The organism is Sphingobacterium sp. JUb20 (genome assembly GCF_004342035.1).
Classification (GTDB): domain Bacteria; phylum Bacteroidota; class Bacteroidia; order Sphingobacteriales; family Sphingobacteriaceae; genus Sphingobacterium; species Sphingobacterium anhuiense.
Genome location: NZ_SLYV01000004.1, coordinates 61,028 through 79,474, shown reverse-complemented (window position 1 = coordinate 79,474; position 18,447 = coordinate 61,028). Strand labels below are relative to the sequence as shown.

15 protein-coding genes are annotated in these 18,447 nt (G+C 36.4%); 2 read left to right on the top strand and 13 right to left on the bottom strand.

Annotated elements, in window-relative coordinates:
* Positions 1–89: 89 nt before the first annotated feature.
* The 5 genes from EDF66_RS08250 to EDF66_RS08230 all read right to left on the bottom strand — a co-directional run bounded on the left by EDF66_RS08250 (position 90) and on the right by EDF66_RS08230 (position 3,731).
* Complete coding sequence (locus EDF66_RS08250) at positions 90–521, bottom strand: Hsp20/alpha crystallin family protein (protein ID WP_132841898.1); 432 nt, start codon at positions 519–521, stop codon at positions 90–92.
* Positions 522–537: 16 nt separating this feature from the next.
* On the bottom strand, positions 538–828 hold the full coding sequence (locus EDF66_RS08245) for a hypothetical protein (RefSeq protein ID WP_132770335.1): 291 nt from the start codon (positions 826–828) through the stop codon (positions 538–540).
* 178 nt (positions 829–1,006) lie between these two features.
* Positions 1,007–1,375: a hypothetical protein gene (locus tag EDF66_RS08240; protein WP_132841896.1), complete on the bottom strand. Its 369-nt coding sequence runs from the start codon at positions 1,373–1,375 to the stop codon at positions 1,007–1,009.
* Positions 1,376–1,391: 16 nt separating this feature from the next.
* On the bottom strand, positions 1,392–1,937 hold the full coding sequence (locus EDF66_RS08235) for an RNA polymerase sigma factor (RefSeq protein WP_237682795.1): 546 nt from the start codon (positions 1,935–1,937) through the stop codon (positions 1,392–1,394).
* A gap of 456 nt (positions 1,938–2,393) precedes the next feature.
* Entirely contained in the window at positions 2,394–3,731 is a 1,338-nt protein-coding gene (locus EDF66_RS08230; RefSeq protein ID WP_132841894.1) for a M60 family metallopeptidase, read from the bottom strand.
* A gap of 354 nt (positions 3,732–4,085) precedes the next feature.
* Between EDF66_RS08230 and EDF66_RS08225 the strand changes: the two genes are divergently transcribed.
* Positions 4,086–4,388 carry a hypothetical protein gene (locus EDF66_RS08225; RefSeq protein WP_132770342.1) on the top strand — a complete coding sequence of 101 codons (303 nt, stop codon included), beginning with the start codon at positions 4,086–4,088 and terminating at the stop codon, positions 4,386–4,388.
* A gap of 206 nt (positions 4,389–4,594) precedes the next feature.
* Positions 4,595–4,912 (top strand): hypothetical protein, encoded by a 318-nt coding sequence (locus tag EDF66_RS08220; RefSeq protein ID WP_132841892.1) that lies wholly within the window; start codon positions 4,595–4,597, stop codon positions 4,910–4,912.
* A 321-nt stretch (positions 4,913–5,233) separates the two neighbouring features.
* On the opposite strand, the gene EDF66_RS08215 is transcribed toward EDF66_RS08220, so the two are convergent.
* From EDF66_RS08215 to EDF66_RS08180, 8 genes are all read right to left on the bottom strand, one after another.
* The gene (locus EDF66_RS08215; protein WP_132841891.1) at positions 5,234–6,664 is read right to left on the bottom strand and encodes a phytoene desaturase family protein; all 1,431 of its coding nucleotides are present in this window, start codon (positions 6,662–6,664) and stop codon (positions 5,234–5,236) included.
* A gap of 14 nt (positions 6,665–6,678) precedes the next feature.
* The gene (locus EDF66_RS08210) at positions 6,679–8,094 is read right to left on the bottom strand and encodes an MBL fold metallo-hydrolase (RefSeq protein WP_132841889.1); all 1,416 of its coding nucleotides are present in this window, start codon (positions 8,092–8,094) and stop codon (positions 6,679–6,681) included.
* Complete coding sequence (locus EDF66_RS08205; RefSeq protein WP_132770348.1) at positions 8,084–8,482, bottom strand: rhodanese-like domain-containing protein; 399 nt, start codon at positions 8,480–8,482, stop codon at positions 8,084–8,086. Before EDF66_RS08205 ends, EDF66_RS08210 begins: the two co-directional genes overlap by 11 nt.
* Positions 8,472–9,941 carry a hypothetical protein gene (locus tag EDF66_RS08200; RefSeq protein WP_132841887.1) on the bottom strand — a complete coding sequence of 490 codons (1,470 nt, stop codon included), beginning with the start codon at positions 9,939–9,941 and terminating at the stop codon, positions 8,472–8,474. The genes EDF66_RS08205 and EDF66_RS08200 overlap by 11 nt, the downstream gene beginning before the upstream one ends.
* A gap of 11 nt (positions 9,942–9,952) precedes the next feature.
* Positions 9,953–11,284, bottom strand: coding sequence for a beta-carotene 15,15'-monooxygenase (locus tag EDF66_RS08195; protein ID WP_132841885.1), 1,332 nt, complete (start codon positions 11,282–11,284; stop codon positions 9,953–9,955).
* An 8-nt stretch (positions 11,285–11,292) separates the two neighbouring features.
* Positions 11,293–12,654 carry a RagB/SusD family nutrient uptake outer membrane protein gene (locus EDF66_RS08190; protein WP_132841884.1) on the bottom strand — a complete coding sequence of 454 codons (1,362 nt, stop codon included), beginning with the start codon at positions 12,652–12,654 and terminating at the stop codon, positions 11,293–11,295.
* A 24-nt stretch (positions 12,655–12,678) separates the two neighbouring features.
* Positions 12,679–15,750 carry a SusC/RagA family TonB-linked outer membrane protein gene (locus EDF66_RS08185; RefSeq protein ID WP_132841882.1) on the bottom strand — a complete coding sequence of 1,024 codons (3,072 nt, stop codon included), beginning with the start codon at positions 15,748–15,750 and terminating at the stop codon, positions 12,679–12,681.
* A gap of 782 nt (positions 15,751–16,532) precedes the next feature.
* Positions 16,533–18,425 carry a RagB/SusD family nutrient uptake outer membrane protein gene (locus tag EDF66_RS08180; RefSeq protein WP_132841880.1) on the bottom strand — a complete coding sequence of 631 codons (1,893 nt, stop codon included), beginning with the start codon at positions 18,423–18,425 and terminating at the stop codon, positions 16,533–16,535.
* Between the last annotated feature and the right edge of the window lie 22 nt (positions 18,426–18,447).

Genomic DNA, 18,447 nt, shown 5'->3' with positions numbered 1-18,447 from the left:
TTAATAACAAACGATTCATATTATTTTTATGAAAAAATGGCCTAGTTTTCACTAAGCCATTTCCTTTATTACAAAACCACAAGTAATGATCAACCTACCTTAACATGTTGGGATGGTCGATAAGATGTGATGTCTTTTGGAAGGATCACAGTTAAAATTCCCTCTTCATAACTTGCTGTTAAATTGACATTGGAGACCTGCTCGTTCAGCTGGAAAGATCTGCTGAAAGATTGCGGAATAAATTCACGGTACATATACTGCTCTTCGATCTGTTCCTGCACAGGGGCTTCATACGAAATTGTCAATATTTTATCTTTTATTTCAATTTCAAACTGTTCTTTCTTGAGACCAGCAGCATAGAGTTGAAGTGTAAAAAATGCACTATTCTCTTCGATATTGACAAGTGGACGTATATCACGAGAAAACTCATTTCTAAACTTTCCAAATTGCTGTTCGAATTGATTTTTTAACTTTCCGTATTTAGCAAAACAGTCTGCGGTGTTATTATTTCTATTAAACATTGCCTTTGTATTAAAATTAATTGATCGGGATAATGGCGAAATTAGTGTGTTGAACTTTGTGAGAAACTGGACGCAATGGCGAACTGTTATCTGTTCTAAAATCAGGCGTAACCGGGGTCCAATATTCCCGCAACATTTTTTTAGATTTCTTATTACGCATCCTGCTAGCTATAAATATCCCTACCGCACTCAGGATCGTAGCTGCTACTAATAATTTAAAAAGCAGTCCGATGACGAAGGACAATAAACCTACAACGATTGTTACTCCTAAGAGCTTTGGTATGATAAATCGAATTTTATTTTTCATGTCTTGTTTTTTTATAATTATTTTAAAGGCCTTTTGATAGAAGACGCACTTGAATCCATAATACTTTAAAAAAAATATCTTTTTTCAAAGTATTATGGACCTGAAAGAAATTGTAGCGTATAAAAAAAGAGCAACAAAATGAATTTCGTTGCTCTTTTTACTTTCATCTATATTCCTTTTACTGCTTTTTAATTTCATCATCATTTCTATTCCGATCGTGGCAAGCTGCTGAAAATCTACGTTTCCATTCTGCTTTGAATCTGGATCTATCCTCATCACTGAACTGTTGTGAAGGGTTGTTAAAATCATGTCCATGACACATGTCACCTCTACGGCCTTTAAATCTAAAACCACCAAAAAGAATCTTCGATAAGAGTAGAAGACCAAAAGCCTGCCAAAAGGAGATTACTTTTAAACCAAATATTTCGGGCATAAGTACATTCCAGAGTAACTGTACTCCCCATACAAATAATAAGGCAAGTGTGATTCCGCAAGGGATCATAAAAAAAAGTTTTTTCTTTTTATTGCCACTAAATCTATTGTTCATAAGTTATCTTTTAATATTAAATTTCATTATAAAGCACGCGAAGCCTTTCTCTAAGATGCTTCACAGCATATCCTTTACGACTGATGATAGTCTTTATGCTTTCTCCTTCCTGATCTGCTATTTCCTGTAGCGTCATATCTTCAATCTCATGCCATAAAAATGTATTTCGCTGTTTTTCGGGCAATTCATCCAAAGCTTTCATAAGCTGATCCCAAAAAAGATCTTTGAACATTTTCAGCTCGGCATCATTTGTATCATCAGCCAGTAATATTTCTTTAATCTGTATCTTTCCCTCATCATCTTCATAGGTATGATCTTCCAAAGATTCTGGTTTCTTTTTACGATATAGATCTGTTATCTTATTTTTAGCCACCGCATAAAGCCATCCACTCATATTCTCCAACTGGTCGATATTAGAAAGCCGGCTTGTCTGATACCATACTTCTTGCAAAATATCTTCAGCATCCTCTATCTTTTTAACCTTTCCATTGATGAAACGAAGCAATTGTGAGCCATAGTTTTTGACGACCTCGGATATTGAAGATGTTTTTTTATAAGACATGTTTAAGGTATGAGTAGCATCCATGCATTTGTAGACGATCGTCACGGGTTATTACTTTAAATAATTCAAATTAATTTGTACTAGTCACTTAAGCATACTTATAAACGATGATGATAAAGGTATTGTTTTAAATATAATATAGTTAAAACATTTTTGCCATCACAATTGCTGCGCCATGTTTTAACTCGAAGAAATTTAGATTACAAAGGGACGATTTTTTAGATGTATTAGAATATAAAATCAGGGTAATGAAATATTCTATAATATAACAGCAATATAACTCTAAAAATTAGTTTTTGTCCAAACGAAAGTAGCTCTGTTTATTCAGTCAATCTGCTTTACTAATAAACCTCTCTTGTCGAGAAATAATTTCTCAGACAAGAGAGGTTTAGGATACAATGCAATAAATTTTCCAGAATTCTGAATGCATTGCATCAAAATGATTAGAGCATGAATTTAGTCCCTAAGACTAGTAAGATCCTGAGCAGGTATAGGTAATTGTAGATTAGCTATTTCTGTATAAACCGATTCATTAACTTTTAATCCCCACTTTCTAAAAAAGTCTGATAAATCCTTTTGTGTGATTTTACAAGTTGTAAGCATAAAATAACGCATTTTGTCTTCATCGCTTGAAACGGTAGGCCTTTCCTCTCTATTTATTCTACTTAATTGAATATATAGATTATCTCCGAATGCCAATTGTAACTGATAGAACATAATAAGTTTGAGATCATTGTCTCCAGAATTATAATTTCGTTCAGATAAAGGTTTGAGAAAATAGTTACTTAGCTTCGGCCATAAGTTATTAGCTGTAATTCGACTTATTGGAAGGCCAAAACCTCTTTCAGAAGCCAACGAGTAAACATTGACCGTTGTTTCCGTTAATCCACCCCAGGTCCATCCCTTTTGTTGATAAGTATGTCCAACTTCATGCCAAATACCCCAGCCATTCGTATTGGAAAGATATTTCGGTTGTAACATACGATAAGATAGTCCTTCTGTATAATAAATAGAAATACCAGCGGCCATATAGCCGCCCGACGCCGAATCTCTTACAGTAATCAGGTGTTTATTATCTGGTATTGCATGAAGTCCGCTTGTACCACTTAAACCACTGATGTAGTTGGAAAAATTAATAATAGAATCTAAGCGATTGACAATAAGCTGCTGATCTTCATTTTTAAATAATAAAGCCTCGTCCATATTTGCGACTAAAACTGTTCGGTCTGATGAAAACACAACATCTGGCACATTATTCTTTAAAGAATCGAGCGTTCTTATCCACTGTTGATGTGTAGTCTTACCCTTCTGAAAGAAAGGAACAGGAATAAATCCTTGATCAAAGGAAATCTCGATTTCCCCAGTTGTTGTATAATTATTAGCTGTATAGATTAAATAAACCAAACCACCATACTCATCAACCGTAAATGTCTGCTGACCGGAAGTGAGATTGAAATACTGCCTTACAGGTCTTATGTTATCTCTAAAAGGAGTACCTATGGCAAGTCGAGCCGCTGTATTACCATTAATTACATGAACATTTACAGTGATCGTACTGTTTGGAGCTGCATAATAACCTGTGACCTGCATATCGTTGTGATTGGCACGGAACTGTAATCGATCTGCTACCGTCGCCGCTGATGGAGTAACTTTAAAAAGCTGGACCGAATCTGCAATAGCTAAACCTTGTGGTTCTGGATCAGAAATGACAGGTTCCCATCCCTCAGATACTTTGCATGAGGATAGATAACTAAACAAGGATAATACAAACGCATAAAAACATAATTTTCTCATCGATAATTTAATTTAAGTTTATAATATTTCACAACTATAATAGGTTTTGGTTACCTTCTAGTTTACTATAAAAGTGATTCTTTATTTAAATTTGACAAAATAAAAGCACGAAACAAACGATTGCATAAATCACGAAAACGTTGTTTTGAAGAATCAATAATATTCTAAATCATTCATAAAGAAGTACTAAAATAAATACCTTATAAAACTTTAAATCGGAGAAATTATTAATGAATAACGATTTATAAATAGTAATCATAGAAAGATTATAATAGAATTTTTCCAGTATTAGACGCTCAACATTTTAATTATTAAAATTGTAGCATTACTTCGTTTTTCTGCGTTTATTTAAGTATGAAAAAGATCGTGATATTATCCATGCTCGTAGGCCTACTTTCAGGTTGCACAATGAAAAAGACTGGTGGTATGAGTACAATAGTTCTAACAGGAGAAATAACTCCACTAGGAATGACTACTTTTCAATATGGAACACATAAGATAAATTCGGAAAATAAAACCTATGCATTGCAAAGCTCTCGCGTCAAGTTAGATGACTTTGTTAATAAATCAGTCACTCTAAAAGGTAAAAAAGTTTTAGGTTATCCAATTGAGGGTGGTCCTGAATTAATAGAAGTATCGGAAATTTCATTCAAATAAACTACCAAAGCTCAAAAAATATGGTTCGTCAATTCTCTTTAATAATTGGTTTAGGAATTATAATGTTTACAGGTTGCCAAAATCAAAAAACAATAAGCTCTGCAAGTAAAACAAAACAAACTCTTACAGTAATTCCCAAACTGGCAACACATTTGAGAGCCTATTCTAACAATTTAACCACCGATTCTGTGATATTATCCTTCACTGTGGCAAACCACTCAGATACGATGCAGCGTTTTTGTAAATGGGAAACACCTTTTGAACCCTTTTTAGGTAAATACATGGAAATTATAGATGTTCAAGGGAACGAAGCCGAATTTACAGGCCCTATGGCCAAACGGATGATGCCGCCTCCTGAGGAAAGTTATATTCAAGTACCTCCTCATGATAGCGTGAGTACTGTATTTAATCTAGCAAAAAACTATTCCATAAAACCGGGAAAGTACACAGTCAAATACACTGGAGGAGGTATTAGTGGTCTCGAACCAGATAATGAAATCAAGATCGTAGTACTTGGCAAGTAATTTAGTGGAACGCAATATAGAATTTAAAGTCAAAGTTTTACCAACACTTTCAGTTATTCCAATAATCAATTAGATTATGAACATTTTTTCTTTTTATATATAAAAAAACACCTGTTAAATTAAAAATTCATCACAAAGATATCTCCGCAGATGAATTAATAAGTTTAGATGTCTGAGTTAAACACAATAAAAATCTAGCTTTCAAAATGAAAAGTAACTATAAATAATAATAACGATTAATGATCTCATTCTATTAAATCATAAAGTGATGCACTTAATTACGATTTTCGCAATGATGTACAACATCATTTAAAACTACCTTTATAATAAAATATTGAAGCGATCTTTTAGTACTGTTTTAGCGGCATGATAACCACACATACCGTGTACTCCTCCCCCTGGAGGAGTAGAAGATGAACAAATATAAATCTGTTGATTGGATGTTCTATAGGGTCTTAACTGTACCGTTGGTCTGGTAAATAATTGGCGGATATCTATAATACCACCATTAATATCTCCTCCAATATAGTTTGGGTTGTAGGATTCCAGTTGTGCTGTATTCATTGTACTTTTTGCAGTGATTCGTTCTTTGAATCCTGGTGCAAAGCGTTCAATCTGATTTTCAACTGCAACAGAAACATCTCTGATCGAACCATTAGGTACATGACAGTAAGCCCAAACAGTATTTTTACCGGCAGGTGCTCGGCTGTTATCGAATTTACTTTGCTGAGCGAGCATTACAAATGGTTTTTCGGGATATCCGCCTTTTGATGTCAGAGATTCAGCAGCAGCTATTTCTTCATAAGTATTACCTAAATGAACAGTAGCAGCATCCCCACATCGCTCATCTAAAAACGGAATTTCTCCATCAATAATAAAATCCATTTTAAAAACCCCCATGCCGTAGCGATAAGATTCTAGCTTTTTTTTGTAGGCAGTTGACAATCTATGTCCTGCTATTTTTAAGATCTGCTTCGGTGTTAGGTCAAACATAACGGTATTATACGTTGCCAGCTCATCAATATTTTCTACAAAATAATTAAGTTTTAATTCGCCTCCTAAGGAAGTGTACAAGGAAACTAATGCATCGGCAATAGCCTGTGATCCGCCCTTAGGAATAGGCCATCCATATTTATGTCCAACAGCACTTAATATCAACCCTATTGCTGAAGAAGCTATATTCGTAAATGGCTGAATGGCATGCGCAGACATACCTGCCCATAATCCTCTTGTATGAGTTTCCTTGAATTTATTGACCATTGTAGCCGCTGGTTTTAAAGCCTGCAGTCCAAATTTAGCCAATAGAAGGGGGCGTTTCGGAAATTCAAAAGGACCCATTGTTGCAGAAGCGATATAATCCCATTCGGAAACAATAGGGTCAATCAAATCGCGGTACACCTTTCTGTCCAAACCTAATCCCTCGGCAGTTTCTGAAATAGAGCGACTTAAAAATGCCGAAGAACCATCGTCAAAGGGATGAGCAGCCTGGTACTTAGTAAAAATAAATTCCAGTCCGTGCGCCCTCAAATCCAAAGCGGTAAAAAACGGAGAAGCCAAAGCCATTGGATGGATAGCAGAACAGATATCATGTCGATATCCCGGTTCAATCAAATCGGCCGTACGCATGCCTCCTCCAACAGTATCACGACCTTCAATGATGAGCGTAGACAATCCTGCTTTCTGTAATGTAATACCTGCGGCAATTCCATTAGGTCCTGAACCGACTATAATAACATCATATGTTTTAGACATAATCGAAGATAATGTTAAAATTTAGTAATCGCATTGGAAATATCCATAATATTTAGCTCAGGTCGTAAACGCAAAATTAAACTTGCCGCTATTCCTGAGCGATAGCCAGAAGCACAGTGTACAAGTACCGTTTTTCCATCAGGAATCTCTTGCAAACGCTCCTTTAACTCGGAAAGTGGAATATTAATCACCTTATCGAAATATTTATCCTTTGCTTCTTTTTCAGTTCTAACATCAATAATGGTATATCGGTCTTGATTAGCCCTAAGGAGGTCCGAATCAAAATCATCTATACTTAAATCTGCGCTGTTTTGATTATAGACAAATATACCCTTAACAAATACTTCATATCCGATCTTTGCGGTTTTCAGTAGCATAGGCTTGATTTTTGACACCTCTGAAACCACAACATAGAATCCCTGGCGAGGGGCAATTAAAGTGCCTAACCAAGTCTCGAATTTATCAGCATCTGGAATATTTAGTGCTCCCTTCCTGTGCGCTATTCTAAAAGCTGAAGAAGGACGAGTATCAATAAAAAGCGCACTTTCTTCCCAATAATTATTGTCAAGTATTGGAACAGCTGACAATGCTTTATGCAACTCATTTGCCCCTAATTTATTGAGTTCTACATTATAAGGGAAATATTGGGGAATATCAGGCTGATCGAGCAACAGTTGCCTTACAAATTCATCCTCATCGAGCCAAGTGAAAGCAGGGTTGGTTCGTTTCTCTTCCCTAATTGTACTTTCCTTCACATTGCGAATAGCATTACCACAGTGAGAGCCTGCCCCATGTGCAGGATAGACAAGGGTTTTATCTGGAAATAGTGCGAAGATATCATGCATCGTATGAAACTGCTGCTTTGCCAATTGCTCACGCTGAGTAGTAAATTCGCCTGAATATGTTCGTAAATCTGGCCTGCCTACGGAGCCAAACAATAAGGAGTCGCCCGTAAAAACAGCATGTGGCTCTTTGTCTTTTTCTAATACAACAGAAATACTATCTGGAGAATGTCCAGGTGTAGAGAGCGCTTTTAAACTAATAGATGGACTTAATCTAATGGTGTTCCCTGTATCGAAAGGCTCAAACTCAAAACTTGCTTTCTGTAATTTACTAATATAAATCTTCGCCTTGGTATAATTAGCGATCTCGAGATGGGAACTGACAAAATCAGCATGCGGGTGAGTTTCTATGACACCAATGATCGTTGCCCCATGCTCTTTGGCAAAAGTATAATAAGATCCTGCATCACGTGCAGGATCTATTAAAATAATTTTTTTATCTACTAAGACGGCGTAGGAGAAATGTGCTAAACCTGAATCAAAAAATTGATATATAATTTGTCTATCGTTTACTTTTTTTGTCTGTGCCCATATCCCTGTCCCAGCTAGTAGTAGGCTTTGCGTGAGAAAACTTCTTCTATTTATCATCTGCTTTAACTATTTTTCTTCCTGACTGTTCCCAGCCGATTATCCCATCCTGAAGATTGTATACTTTTTTAAAACCATGCTCAATAAGCCATGATGCAGCCTTACTACTTCGGTTGCCAGATCGACAATAAATGTAAACAGGTCTTGATTTATCTAAAACCCCAATTTGAGCAACAAATACTGTCGAATCTTTCCAATCGGCCAGGGACGCTGCTTCAAGATGCCCTAAGGCATATTCTTTTGGAGTCCGCACATCAACGAGCTGATGCCGCTTTCCAGAGATCCCTTTCTCAAATTTTGTCACGGTAAGATTTTCATACGATTGCGCATTGACACCAGAACATGCTATCAGTACCAAGACAAATAAAACGATTAATTTATTGTACATAAGTATATTTTTTATTTTCTGAAAACCAGCCTCTTCCAAGTAAAGGTTGCTCTGGAATTCTATCTAAAACGACTTTAATAGAATCAAAACTCACATCTTGACCGGATAGCACAATCTGTTCTGTGGAAGGTCTTTCATATTTCCATTTGAGAATACCAATGCTATCACGGATTGCTGTTTGATAAAGTTTTTTGAGATTAACTTCATTTTCTTTTTTATTTTCCTTTTCGAAGTTTTCATTAAACTTCCTTCCTTTATTGACGACATAAATCGCATTCTCCAAAGAATCAATTTCATAATATAGATATACTCTACCTCCGGCACGGCCAGTAAACTCATAATCTTTAAAAAGATCTGTCTTATGGGGAGTTCCATTTCTTAGATCTATAGGTTGTTTTTTATTAACTTTATACACCAGTGTTGAGTACCGTTCAAATACGGCATCATGCCAACGTACTGAATCATAAGGTGAATAGGTTAAGGTATCACCATTTAAGATAAATTGGCTAACCGTATAATGGCCTACTGCCTTGGAAAGTCCTGGAATAACGGGTTCTTTTAATCGCCCCTGATAATAATGAAAATCATAGCGGTAAGCACCATACACAAAGACAAATACCAAGATAAAAAGTGCTTTAGCAAGATAATATCCACGCCTTTTAGTCCTACTGTCCAACTTTATACGATAATACTGTGGCGTAATTGCTTCTTTTTTGATAAACAACCGATATAAATCTGGAATATACAGGATCAATAAAAACAAGGATAACAATACAAAGTAAGAACTATAGACATGAACAGCCCCGTCATAGGCAAAATTAGCATGGGCAATATTATATAATACACCTGCATTGATAATAGCTCCAATGGCCGTCGTGGCTCTAAAAAACATCAATATACCCGCTCCTATTTCTAAGAAACCTAAGAATATCTGATACCAAACAGAAACTCCTACGGACTGCCAGTATAATTTGAAAGGTGCGTAATCGCCCAGATCGGTATGCAGGTTTGCGATTGAAGGAAAAGGCATCTGCATCGGATAAAATTTAATAAAACCGAATGCAATCAATCCTAGACCGATACGATAGCGAACCAGGACTCTAAGCCAATAATAAAGTTGATTGTATGACAAGCGTTGGCGCCTACTAGCTAACCAAGTCCAGATTGCGGTTCCAATAGCAGAAATAATTGCCGCAATAGCCCAGGTGGCATAAGAATCTATTCCCCACTTACCACTTTCTGACGAAATCTCTATAAATTCCGGTCTGAAACCGGAGACATTCGCCAATAGTCCATAAAATGAAAAATCTTCAAATAACTTTTTATACCAGGAAAATTGAATGGGAACTACCAGTAGTATAAAAAAAATAAAAGCAAATCTAAAACTTATTTTCTCCCAAGTAGACCAAGCACGATATATAGAACTTCTCTCCGGATACATATTTTTTATAGCTGACATTGTGAAATAATTTAATAAATGGAAATTGGCTTTCTACGGCCTTTGTCTAAGAGGTATTCTTTATTAACCTTGCGCAATTTAACCTGTAGGGACTCTCCTTGTTCATTCTTCCCTGACAGCAATAACACATTTTCACCACTCTTTTGCAATTCAAATTGAAATGATTGTATTGCATTTCTCTTATTTATTGCACGGACCTGATACCGTCCATCTGGAGCCTGAGCAAAGGTATAACGGTAAAATTCCCGACCACCATTTCCGATATTTTCAAAATTGCGAAGTGAATCAGCTTGCCAGATAATACGAGGTTTATGAAGATCTGCTTTGATATCTGATTTTCGTTTTATACTAAAAGTATTCCAAGATTCAAACACCACATTTTGCCACCGACTACTGTCGGTCAGGGAGTAGGCTAATGTATCTGAATTAAGAACAAACTCATCCACGTTGTATAAACCTCGGATATGCGCTATTCCAGATTCCTTTGGGTATGGGTAATTACTACTTTTCCAGGAGCTGTAGGTCCAAAATCCAAAAAGTATAAAAAATAGTAAAAACCCACCTTTTAATATTACCCTTAGCTTTTTGAGAGGCTGTGAAACTAGCGGATTAACGATTTCTGGCTGTGTTTTCACCTGCCGAAATACTGCATTAAAAAAACGGGGTAAATCATAGGAAAATAAGGTAATGGCAATCAATAATAGGAATAGACTATACACCTGTTCTCCCAATTCATACACAAAATTGACAATGACAATATTGGCTAAAAGAGCAATTAAAACACCTGCCCCTACTGCTACTGTTTTTCGGAATACCAAGAGTACACCCGCAGTTATCTCTAAAACTCCTATGCCCGGAACATACCCAGCTTTAGTGATTGCAGTACTTAAGTAATAAATCTTCCATAATAAAAAATCGCCGTATTCGGTATTATAATCACTAAGTGTTGGAGCTGGAAACTGAACCGGTACCAGCTTAACTATTCCTGAAGCAATAATGGCAAGAGCCAAACGATAACGTAAAAGTACCCTAAGCCAATAATAGAGCTCATGTTCTTGACTCTTCCGCTTTTTAGTCCATATAACAGCACCAAAAAAAGCAATAATTAAAGCTATGAGCCAATTATACAATCCCTCAAAATGATTCCCTACATAATCGCTTTCAGCTATAAACGATGTTCTGAAAGTCGCTAGCTGATATACAGATTCAAAGCTGAAGTGCCGAAGAGCTTGATACAAATGAACATCATATGGGAGTGTCAAAATAATAAAAAAGATAAATAAAAGCCGGAAGGAGAAACTCTCAGCTGAACTCCATTTTTTAGTTGAAATAGCTATTTCCATAAAAATATTTATTTATATTGAGGATTTTGTTCTAGATTTTTATCGATCAGAATCTGCGCATACGGAATTGGTAAAAGAAGTCGAAAATCTTCATCTATTCCAAGAACTGTTTTTGCACGTCTTGTGCGCACTAGGTCATACCACCGATGATTTTCAAATGCAAACTCAATTCGGTTCTCCTGTTCTATGGCTAATAATAATGTTGCTTTATCAGCTATATTAAGTTCCTGAATATCGGCACGTTTTCTGATTACATTTAAGTCTGCAAGAGATTTGGCAATATCATTATCCTGCGCATATGCCTCCGCACGAATCAGGTATAGTTCAGCTATTCGGATCAGAAATGCTGGATCTGTTCCATTAGTTCTATAATAGAGATTGCCGAACCAATTGTCCACACCATTTAATACAACTTTAGAAATTAAAGATTGACGCGTTCCCGCGATCGATTTATTATTTAATAAATTAACAATTCCCATTGAAGGTCGGATCCAGCCTACTCCTCCCTTTGTACTGGGTTTCCATTGATAAGCCTGGGTATTAACGACATTGGTTGTATAATATAATTCCAATATGGATTCATTTGTTCCTGAAGCATTGTCTGCAAAAAATGAAGAGTAAGGCGTTAAAAGATTATAATTACTTTTATCATCAATTAATTTGCTGGCATAAGTAATTGCTTCTTTCCATTCCTCCCGATACAGATGGTAGCGTGCGCGAAGTGCCCAAACTGTTTTACGGGTTGCACGGATACGATTGGTACTATTGGGTAAAAGTTCTTCTGCTTTTATCAAATCTGCCAGTACTTGCCGGTAGGTATCTGCTAAAGAAGACCTTTTTAAATTCTCTAGATTGTTGGAAGAAGATGTTGGGACTAAGACAAGCTGTACCCCACCCCAGGTTCTACCTAGATCAAAGTAAGACAATGCCCGAAGAAAATAGGCTTCTCCGACCAGTTGATTTCTTACCGCATCTGTAAAAGTTGGAGTAACCGATAGGGCCGGTACTTTAGCAATCACATTATTCGCACGGTTGATCGTATTATATATCGCAGTCCATGCTGTGGCTAAAGCGGGTAAATCTGCTCTTACACTGTGATTGGTTAAAGATTGGTTCACAATCTGGCTTCCTGTATATTCAATATTATCGCCGGAAAAAAAACCGATAGTCTGAAATGTATACCCGTAATATCCGTCTGACTGTAACTGATTGTATATCCCTCTAACGGCAGTGTGTGCAGAATTTTCATCATTGATTGTCACCTGATCAGAGGTAGAAATCCGAGGATCTATTTCCAAAAATTTCTCGCATGAGGACAGTGTAAACGTCACGGCCAAAGTCCATATATAGCTATATTTAAGAATTTTCATCTGTTATTTTTATCTTAGGTGAAATTATAGTGTTAGGTTAAATCCAAGCTGAAAGCTTCTGGGCTGAGGTGGAGTTCCGAATGATCCAAGTCCCTGTGCATTCGGATTTGAGGTAACATTAGATTCAGGATCTCCTGTATATTTTGTCCAAAGGAACAAATTCGAGCCTAGAAAATATATCCGAGCATTACTAATTCCAGCTTTACTCAAGAAAGATTTCGGCAGTGTATACCCTATCGACAATTGTTTAAGCCTTACAAAGGATGCGTCCTCTAAATAACGGCTGTTCTGATCAATGGTATAGTTATTCCCTATCGATGTTAATCTGGGCACATCGGTAATATCACCATCTTTTTGCCAGCGGTTTAGCACATTTTCAAATACTCCCCCGCTAGTAGGATTACGTTCTCTAAAGTAGCGCTCCAGATTTAAAGTGTAGTTACCAAATTGATAAGACAGCGCTGCACTGAGATCAAAACTTTTATAGCTGAACGAATTATTTAAACCACCATAAAATTTAGGATATGCATTATGCATAATTTTGCGGGCACTTACTGGAACTGTTCCATCTTCCAGCTGACCATCAAATATGGCATTTCCGGTTTTAGGATCAACAGCTAACTGCTCGTAGAGCCAGAATGAATTCAAAGATTGTCCTTCTTTTAAAATCACCCAATCACGTGTATACTGCGTAATTTGGGTTGGTAGTTTTTCTATTTTGTTTTTATTTCCTGAGATATTGAAACTACTTTTCCACGTAAAATTTTGATTTTGAATATTAACACTATTAATAGTCAACTCATAACCTTTGTTACTCACTTCGCCAACATTGGCCCAGTACTGGGAAAAACCAGAAGAAGTCTTGATCGGTTGTTGCAGTAAAATATTGGAAGTATATTTATCGTAAACATCCAGGGTAATAGATAACCTATTTTTAAATAACTCTGCATCAAAACCGACATTATACTGTGCGGTTGTCTCCCATTTCAAGTCATCATTACCAAGTTGCTGAGGCCCTATACCTGGTAAAGGTGAACCGATAACATCGGCATACGAACTACCTCCGGACCAAAGTCCTCGTGAAGCGAAATTGCTAATCCCAGACTGATTACCTGTAATTCCATAGGATGTTCTAATTTTCAGATCATTTAACCAGTTTACATCTTTCAAAAAGTCCTCTTGCTTCAGTCGCCAAGCAAGCGCAAAAGCTGGAAAATATCCCCAACGATTATTTTTTCCAAATTTGGAAGAAGCATCAGCTCTTAATGTCGCTTCTGCAAAATATTTATCGGAATACTGATATCCTGCTCTTCCAAAAAAAGAAGCAATAGAGTAAGCTGTCCAGTCCTGAGATGAAGTACGGGTAGAAGCTGAAGAAATTAATTTATAACTATTGTTGGCAAATCCATTACCTTCTGCGTACAAATAATTTAAAGTATTATGCTGCAAGGTATTGCCCACTAAAGCCGTAATTTTGTGAACGCTATTGAATTGCTTTTGATAGTTTAAGGTCTGCTCATTAATCCAAGTAGTATTTTCAGAAATTCCAGACGTTGCTTGTCCATTGTTAGCTTTTCCAATACTAGTATTGGTATTCCAGTACTGATTTTCATCATATTTGTTGTAATCAGCACTAAAACTGCTCCTGAATTTTAAACCGGGAAGTATATCTGCTTCAGCGAAAACACTTCCGATATAACGTAAACTTAACGTATTGACATCATAATTATCAACTAACACATAAGTATTATCAGATCCTGTAGCCACCCCCTCCTGATCGTGTGTCGCTGTATAGGTAGCCGAAGAAACTGCAGAATTCCACAAACTGACCTGCGGACCGTCACCTGTACGTGCTTGATTTCTTTTTGTTCTAGCAATATTACTTGTAATTCCGATCTTAATGCGTTCATTTAGCTGTTGATCAAAATTAAACTTAAAATTTGCTCGTGAGAAATCGATAACTTTAAAAAATGCTTCTTGATCTGTATACCCAGTGCCTATATAATATCGGGACTTATTCCCTCCACCTTGAATACCTAAACTATAATCTTGCACACGTCCATTTCTTAGAATAAAATCTAAACGATCATAGGTCTGCTGCTCATCCGGAAGGCCACGACCTCCTTCATTAACCGGTCGAAAAGGTCTATTAGAAAAGTTTTGATTTAATGATGGTTTATCAATACCCGAGTTAATCCACCATTCATTCGCTAATGCAGCGGTCTCTGGTCCAGATGCCAAATGTGGCAAAGTCGATTTGTCCGCTTGAACAAAACCATTGGAAAGGTTAAAATCAATTTTTGTTTTTGCACCATAACTTCCCTGCTTAGTCGTTACAATAACAACACCATTAGCTCCCCTAGATCCATAAATTGCTGTTGCTGAAGCGTCTTTTAATACTTCTATAGATTCAATATCTGCCGGATTTATATCGGCTAATGGAGATGTAGTACGACCTCCTAAATTTGCATTTTGTAAGCTTGTATTGTTTAGAAAGACACCATCAATAATATAGAGCGGATCACTACTTGAATTAATAGAAGTCGTACCTCTGACACGGACAAATATACCTTCTCCCGGAACTCCAGAATTGGCTACGACCTGTAATCCAGCTGCCTTCCCCTGTAACTGAGCATCAAAACTGGCTACAGGAATTTTATTGACTTCCCCTGCATTAATCTTTGTGATGGCACCAACTACATCTTGTTTTTTTGTTGTTCCATAACCGATAACGACAACCTCATCCAAATTAGAAGCTGTGGGCAATAATTTTATGATACTTTTGGGTGATGTGATTTCTACAGTTTGAGATTGATAACCGAGAAAAGAAACAATGACAGTAGCTGGTAATTTTTGTCCCGTAATAAATTGAAAATTTCCATGACTATCTGTTTGGACAGAATGTGTCACTCCTTGAAGCTTTACAGTCGCCCCCACTATTGGGCTTCCATTAACCTGGTCAACAACTTTCCCTTCAAAAGCCGCATTAACTATAGGAGTAGATTTACTTTGTGCATGGGAATAGGTTGGTTGCCCTAAATGCACAGTTAGGACAAAGAGTACCTGAAAAATCAGATACTTTTGATTTTTTTTCATATTCTTGTAGAAAATTAAGGTAAAAAAAGGTTTCTGACGACAACGCCAATTGGGAATCAGAACCTCATCTAATTTTTAAAATGGGGGAAGCTTGCTTCCCCTTTTTGTTAGTTTGTCGTTTTAACAACACATTCGAGAATCGTAATCCAGGTATTCGGAATGGAATAGGATGGTGAAAAAATTTAGGGAAGAAATTAAAACATCATCTTCATAATGTCCAAAAAGGTTTGAGTCATCAAGCGTAGAATAATATTTCATACTGCTGTTTTTTAGTTAGGTGATTGATCCTGACTGTCTCTAATCAGGGTTTATTGTGCTTATTCTTTAAAACACTTTGCAAATATAATTTTTTATTTCAATAAAAACTACTAATCCTATAGATTTTATTACACGCATGGATAAAATAGATTTCACGCTACTAAAAGGGACACTAAAAAACTAAAGTATAGGCTTACTTAGCTTATTTTTATTCTCATACTAATGTTCCTGTTCCATTATACGTGAATGATTTTTTCCTCATATTTGCTACGGGCATAATCTGAAATTTCTATTGATCGTGCTAAAATCGAGAACTGGGTGCTATGATAGTCAAAAGATTAAAAAATAAATCGTTGTTCACAAATGAAAATATTTATCAATTTAAATAAACCCTCTTTAGTTGGCTGTTACAACGGTAATGTTTGTTTCGTAGTAACCTCATAATAAAAAAACATCTGAACATATGTTCAGATGTTTTAAAATTTAGGAATATGTATTTCAGTTTTAATTCTTAAAACGATCTATTACTCCACGTACCCTGGATTTTGTACAAGCAATGGATTTTTCCGAATTTCATCCCGTGATAGCGGAAGAAAATAAACTTGATTTTTCCAAACCCGGTTTTCTTTTGTATTGAATTCTTGCGGTGCGTAGGTATAATTATAAATTGACTCGTCATATTTATAAACATTTGCTAATGACTTACCTGGCTTGAAAGTAGCATCAATTTTAACAATAGTGACCTTTCGTCCTATGGTTTCATTAGCAATAAGCCATCTTCGGGCATCAAAAAAACGTTGCTGTTCATAAGCCATTTCTATACGTCTTTCTTGACGGTATATTGTCCTCAGCGTATTTTGATCTGTGGCAGTGATAGCTGGCATACCTGCTCTAAACCTAATTTTATTCAGCCAGGTTTTTGCTGTTTCTAATTCCCCTAGTTCAATACTTGCTTCCACATAATTAAAAACTGCTTCTGTATATCTAAAATAAGGCCAAGGTACAAACTGTCTTGCTTGAGCATCTACAATATTTGGATCTGGATCAATAAACTTTTGAATGTAATATCCTGTCCAAGTTCCGTTGTGTGCCTCTTTAGGTCCTTGTTTTGTATCCAATCCTGAAAATTTTGTCAGCTTACCGGCTAAAATTAGATCGTATGCACCTGTTTGTATCTGATTAGCTGGATCGATCGGATTATTTCTCGGTTTCCAATCAGCACCATCATATAATATGGATGCATAAAAACGAGGATCTCTGTTTTTATAAGGACTGGCTTTATGAATGGGATTGTTCCAGTCAAATTTTGTTCCATCATTCATTTCATAATCATCCACCAAAAGACCTATAGGCTGATTTCCCCCCCAGTTATTATAACCATTGGGACCATTATCTCTAGCATGTGAAGAACTCTGCTCCGTGATAAAATAACGGGCATATATTATATCTGACGCTGCCGTGATATCCATATCTGGCGCTTTACTTCCCCCTCCCATGGCAATACTTTTATAATTTAATCTTCCTTGTGCTGGAGTAACAGGTGCTGTAAGATTTAACTTATATCCTGTTCCTGCATCTAACACCGCTTTTGCTGCTGCTTGTGCCAAACGGTAGCGATCTTGTTGCGATCCTGCAGCATATGCCAATAAGGGTAGTTTTTCAGATAGATCATTTAGATCTGTTACCTTAGAAGTAAGTTTAGCTCGATCATGTAAATCACTTGCTGCATAAATTAAAGTTCTTGATTTGAGCGCTAAAATAGTTAACGAATTAATCCTGCCTTTTTCAAGTTTACCATCCCCCAAATGCTTGTAAGCCTCATCACAGTCCTTTAAAATCTGATCTGTACAGGCTTCATAAGTTGCCCGTTCTTTTTGATAGATAATCGGGTCTTCAGAGTATGGATAACTATTAAGAATTAGAGGCACACCGCCATAATACCTTAACAATTGGTGATAACAATAAGCACGGATAAAGAAAGCTTGTGCCAATAATTCATTTTTTACTTTTATATCGCTAATGCCATTTTTGGTATCATCTCCCAGTCTTTCTATGGCAATATTACTGAATCTGATATAGGTGTACATACGCTCCCACCATCTTGATGTACCACCCCACCCTTCATTAGCACCGTTGATGGCTCCTGTATTCAACAAAAGAAAAGCATCGGTATGGTTCCATAATGATTCATCAGTTGCAGAAGCCTGCATCTGTTCTGTGAAACCGGAATTACTTGCTTCAAATACGTTGTAAATATCACTAACAAACTTTTCAGCCAACACTGGATCTTGCCATACGGTGGCATCTGAAAAATCATTTCGAGGTGTTACATTTAGAAAATCTGTACTGCAGGCTGTCATAAATAATAGCATAACTGCTAGCATATAAAGAATTCTATTTTTGATCAATGTCTTCATTTTAATTATTTTATTATATATG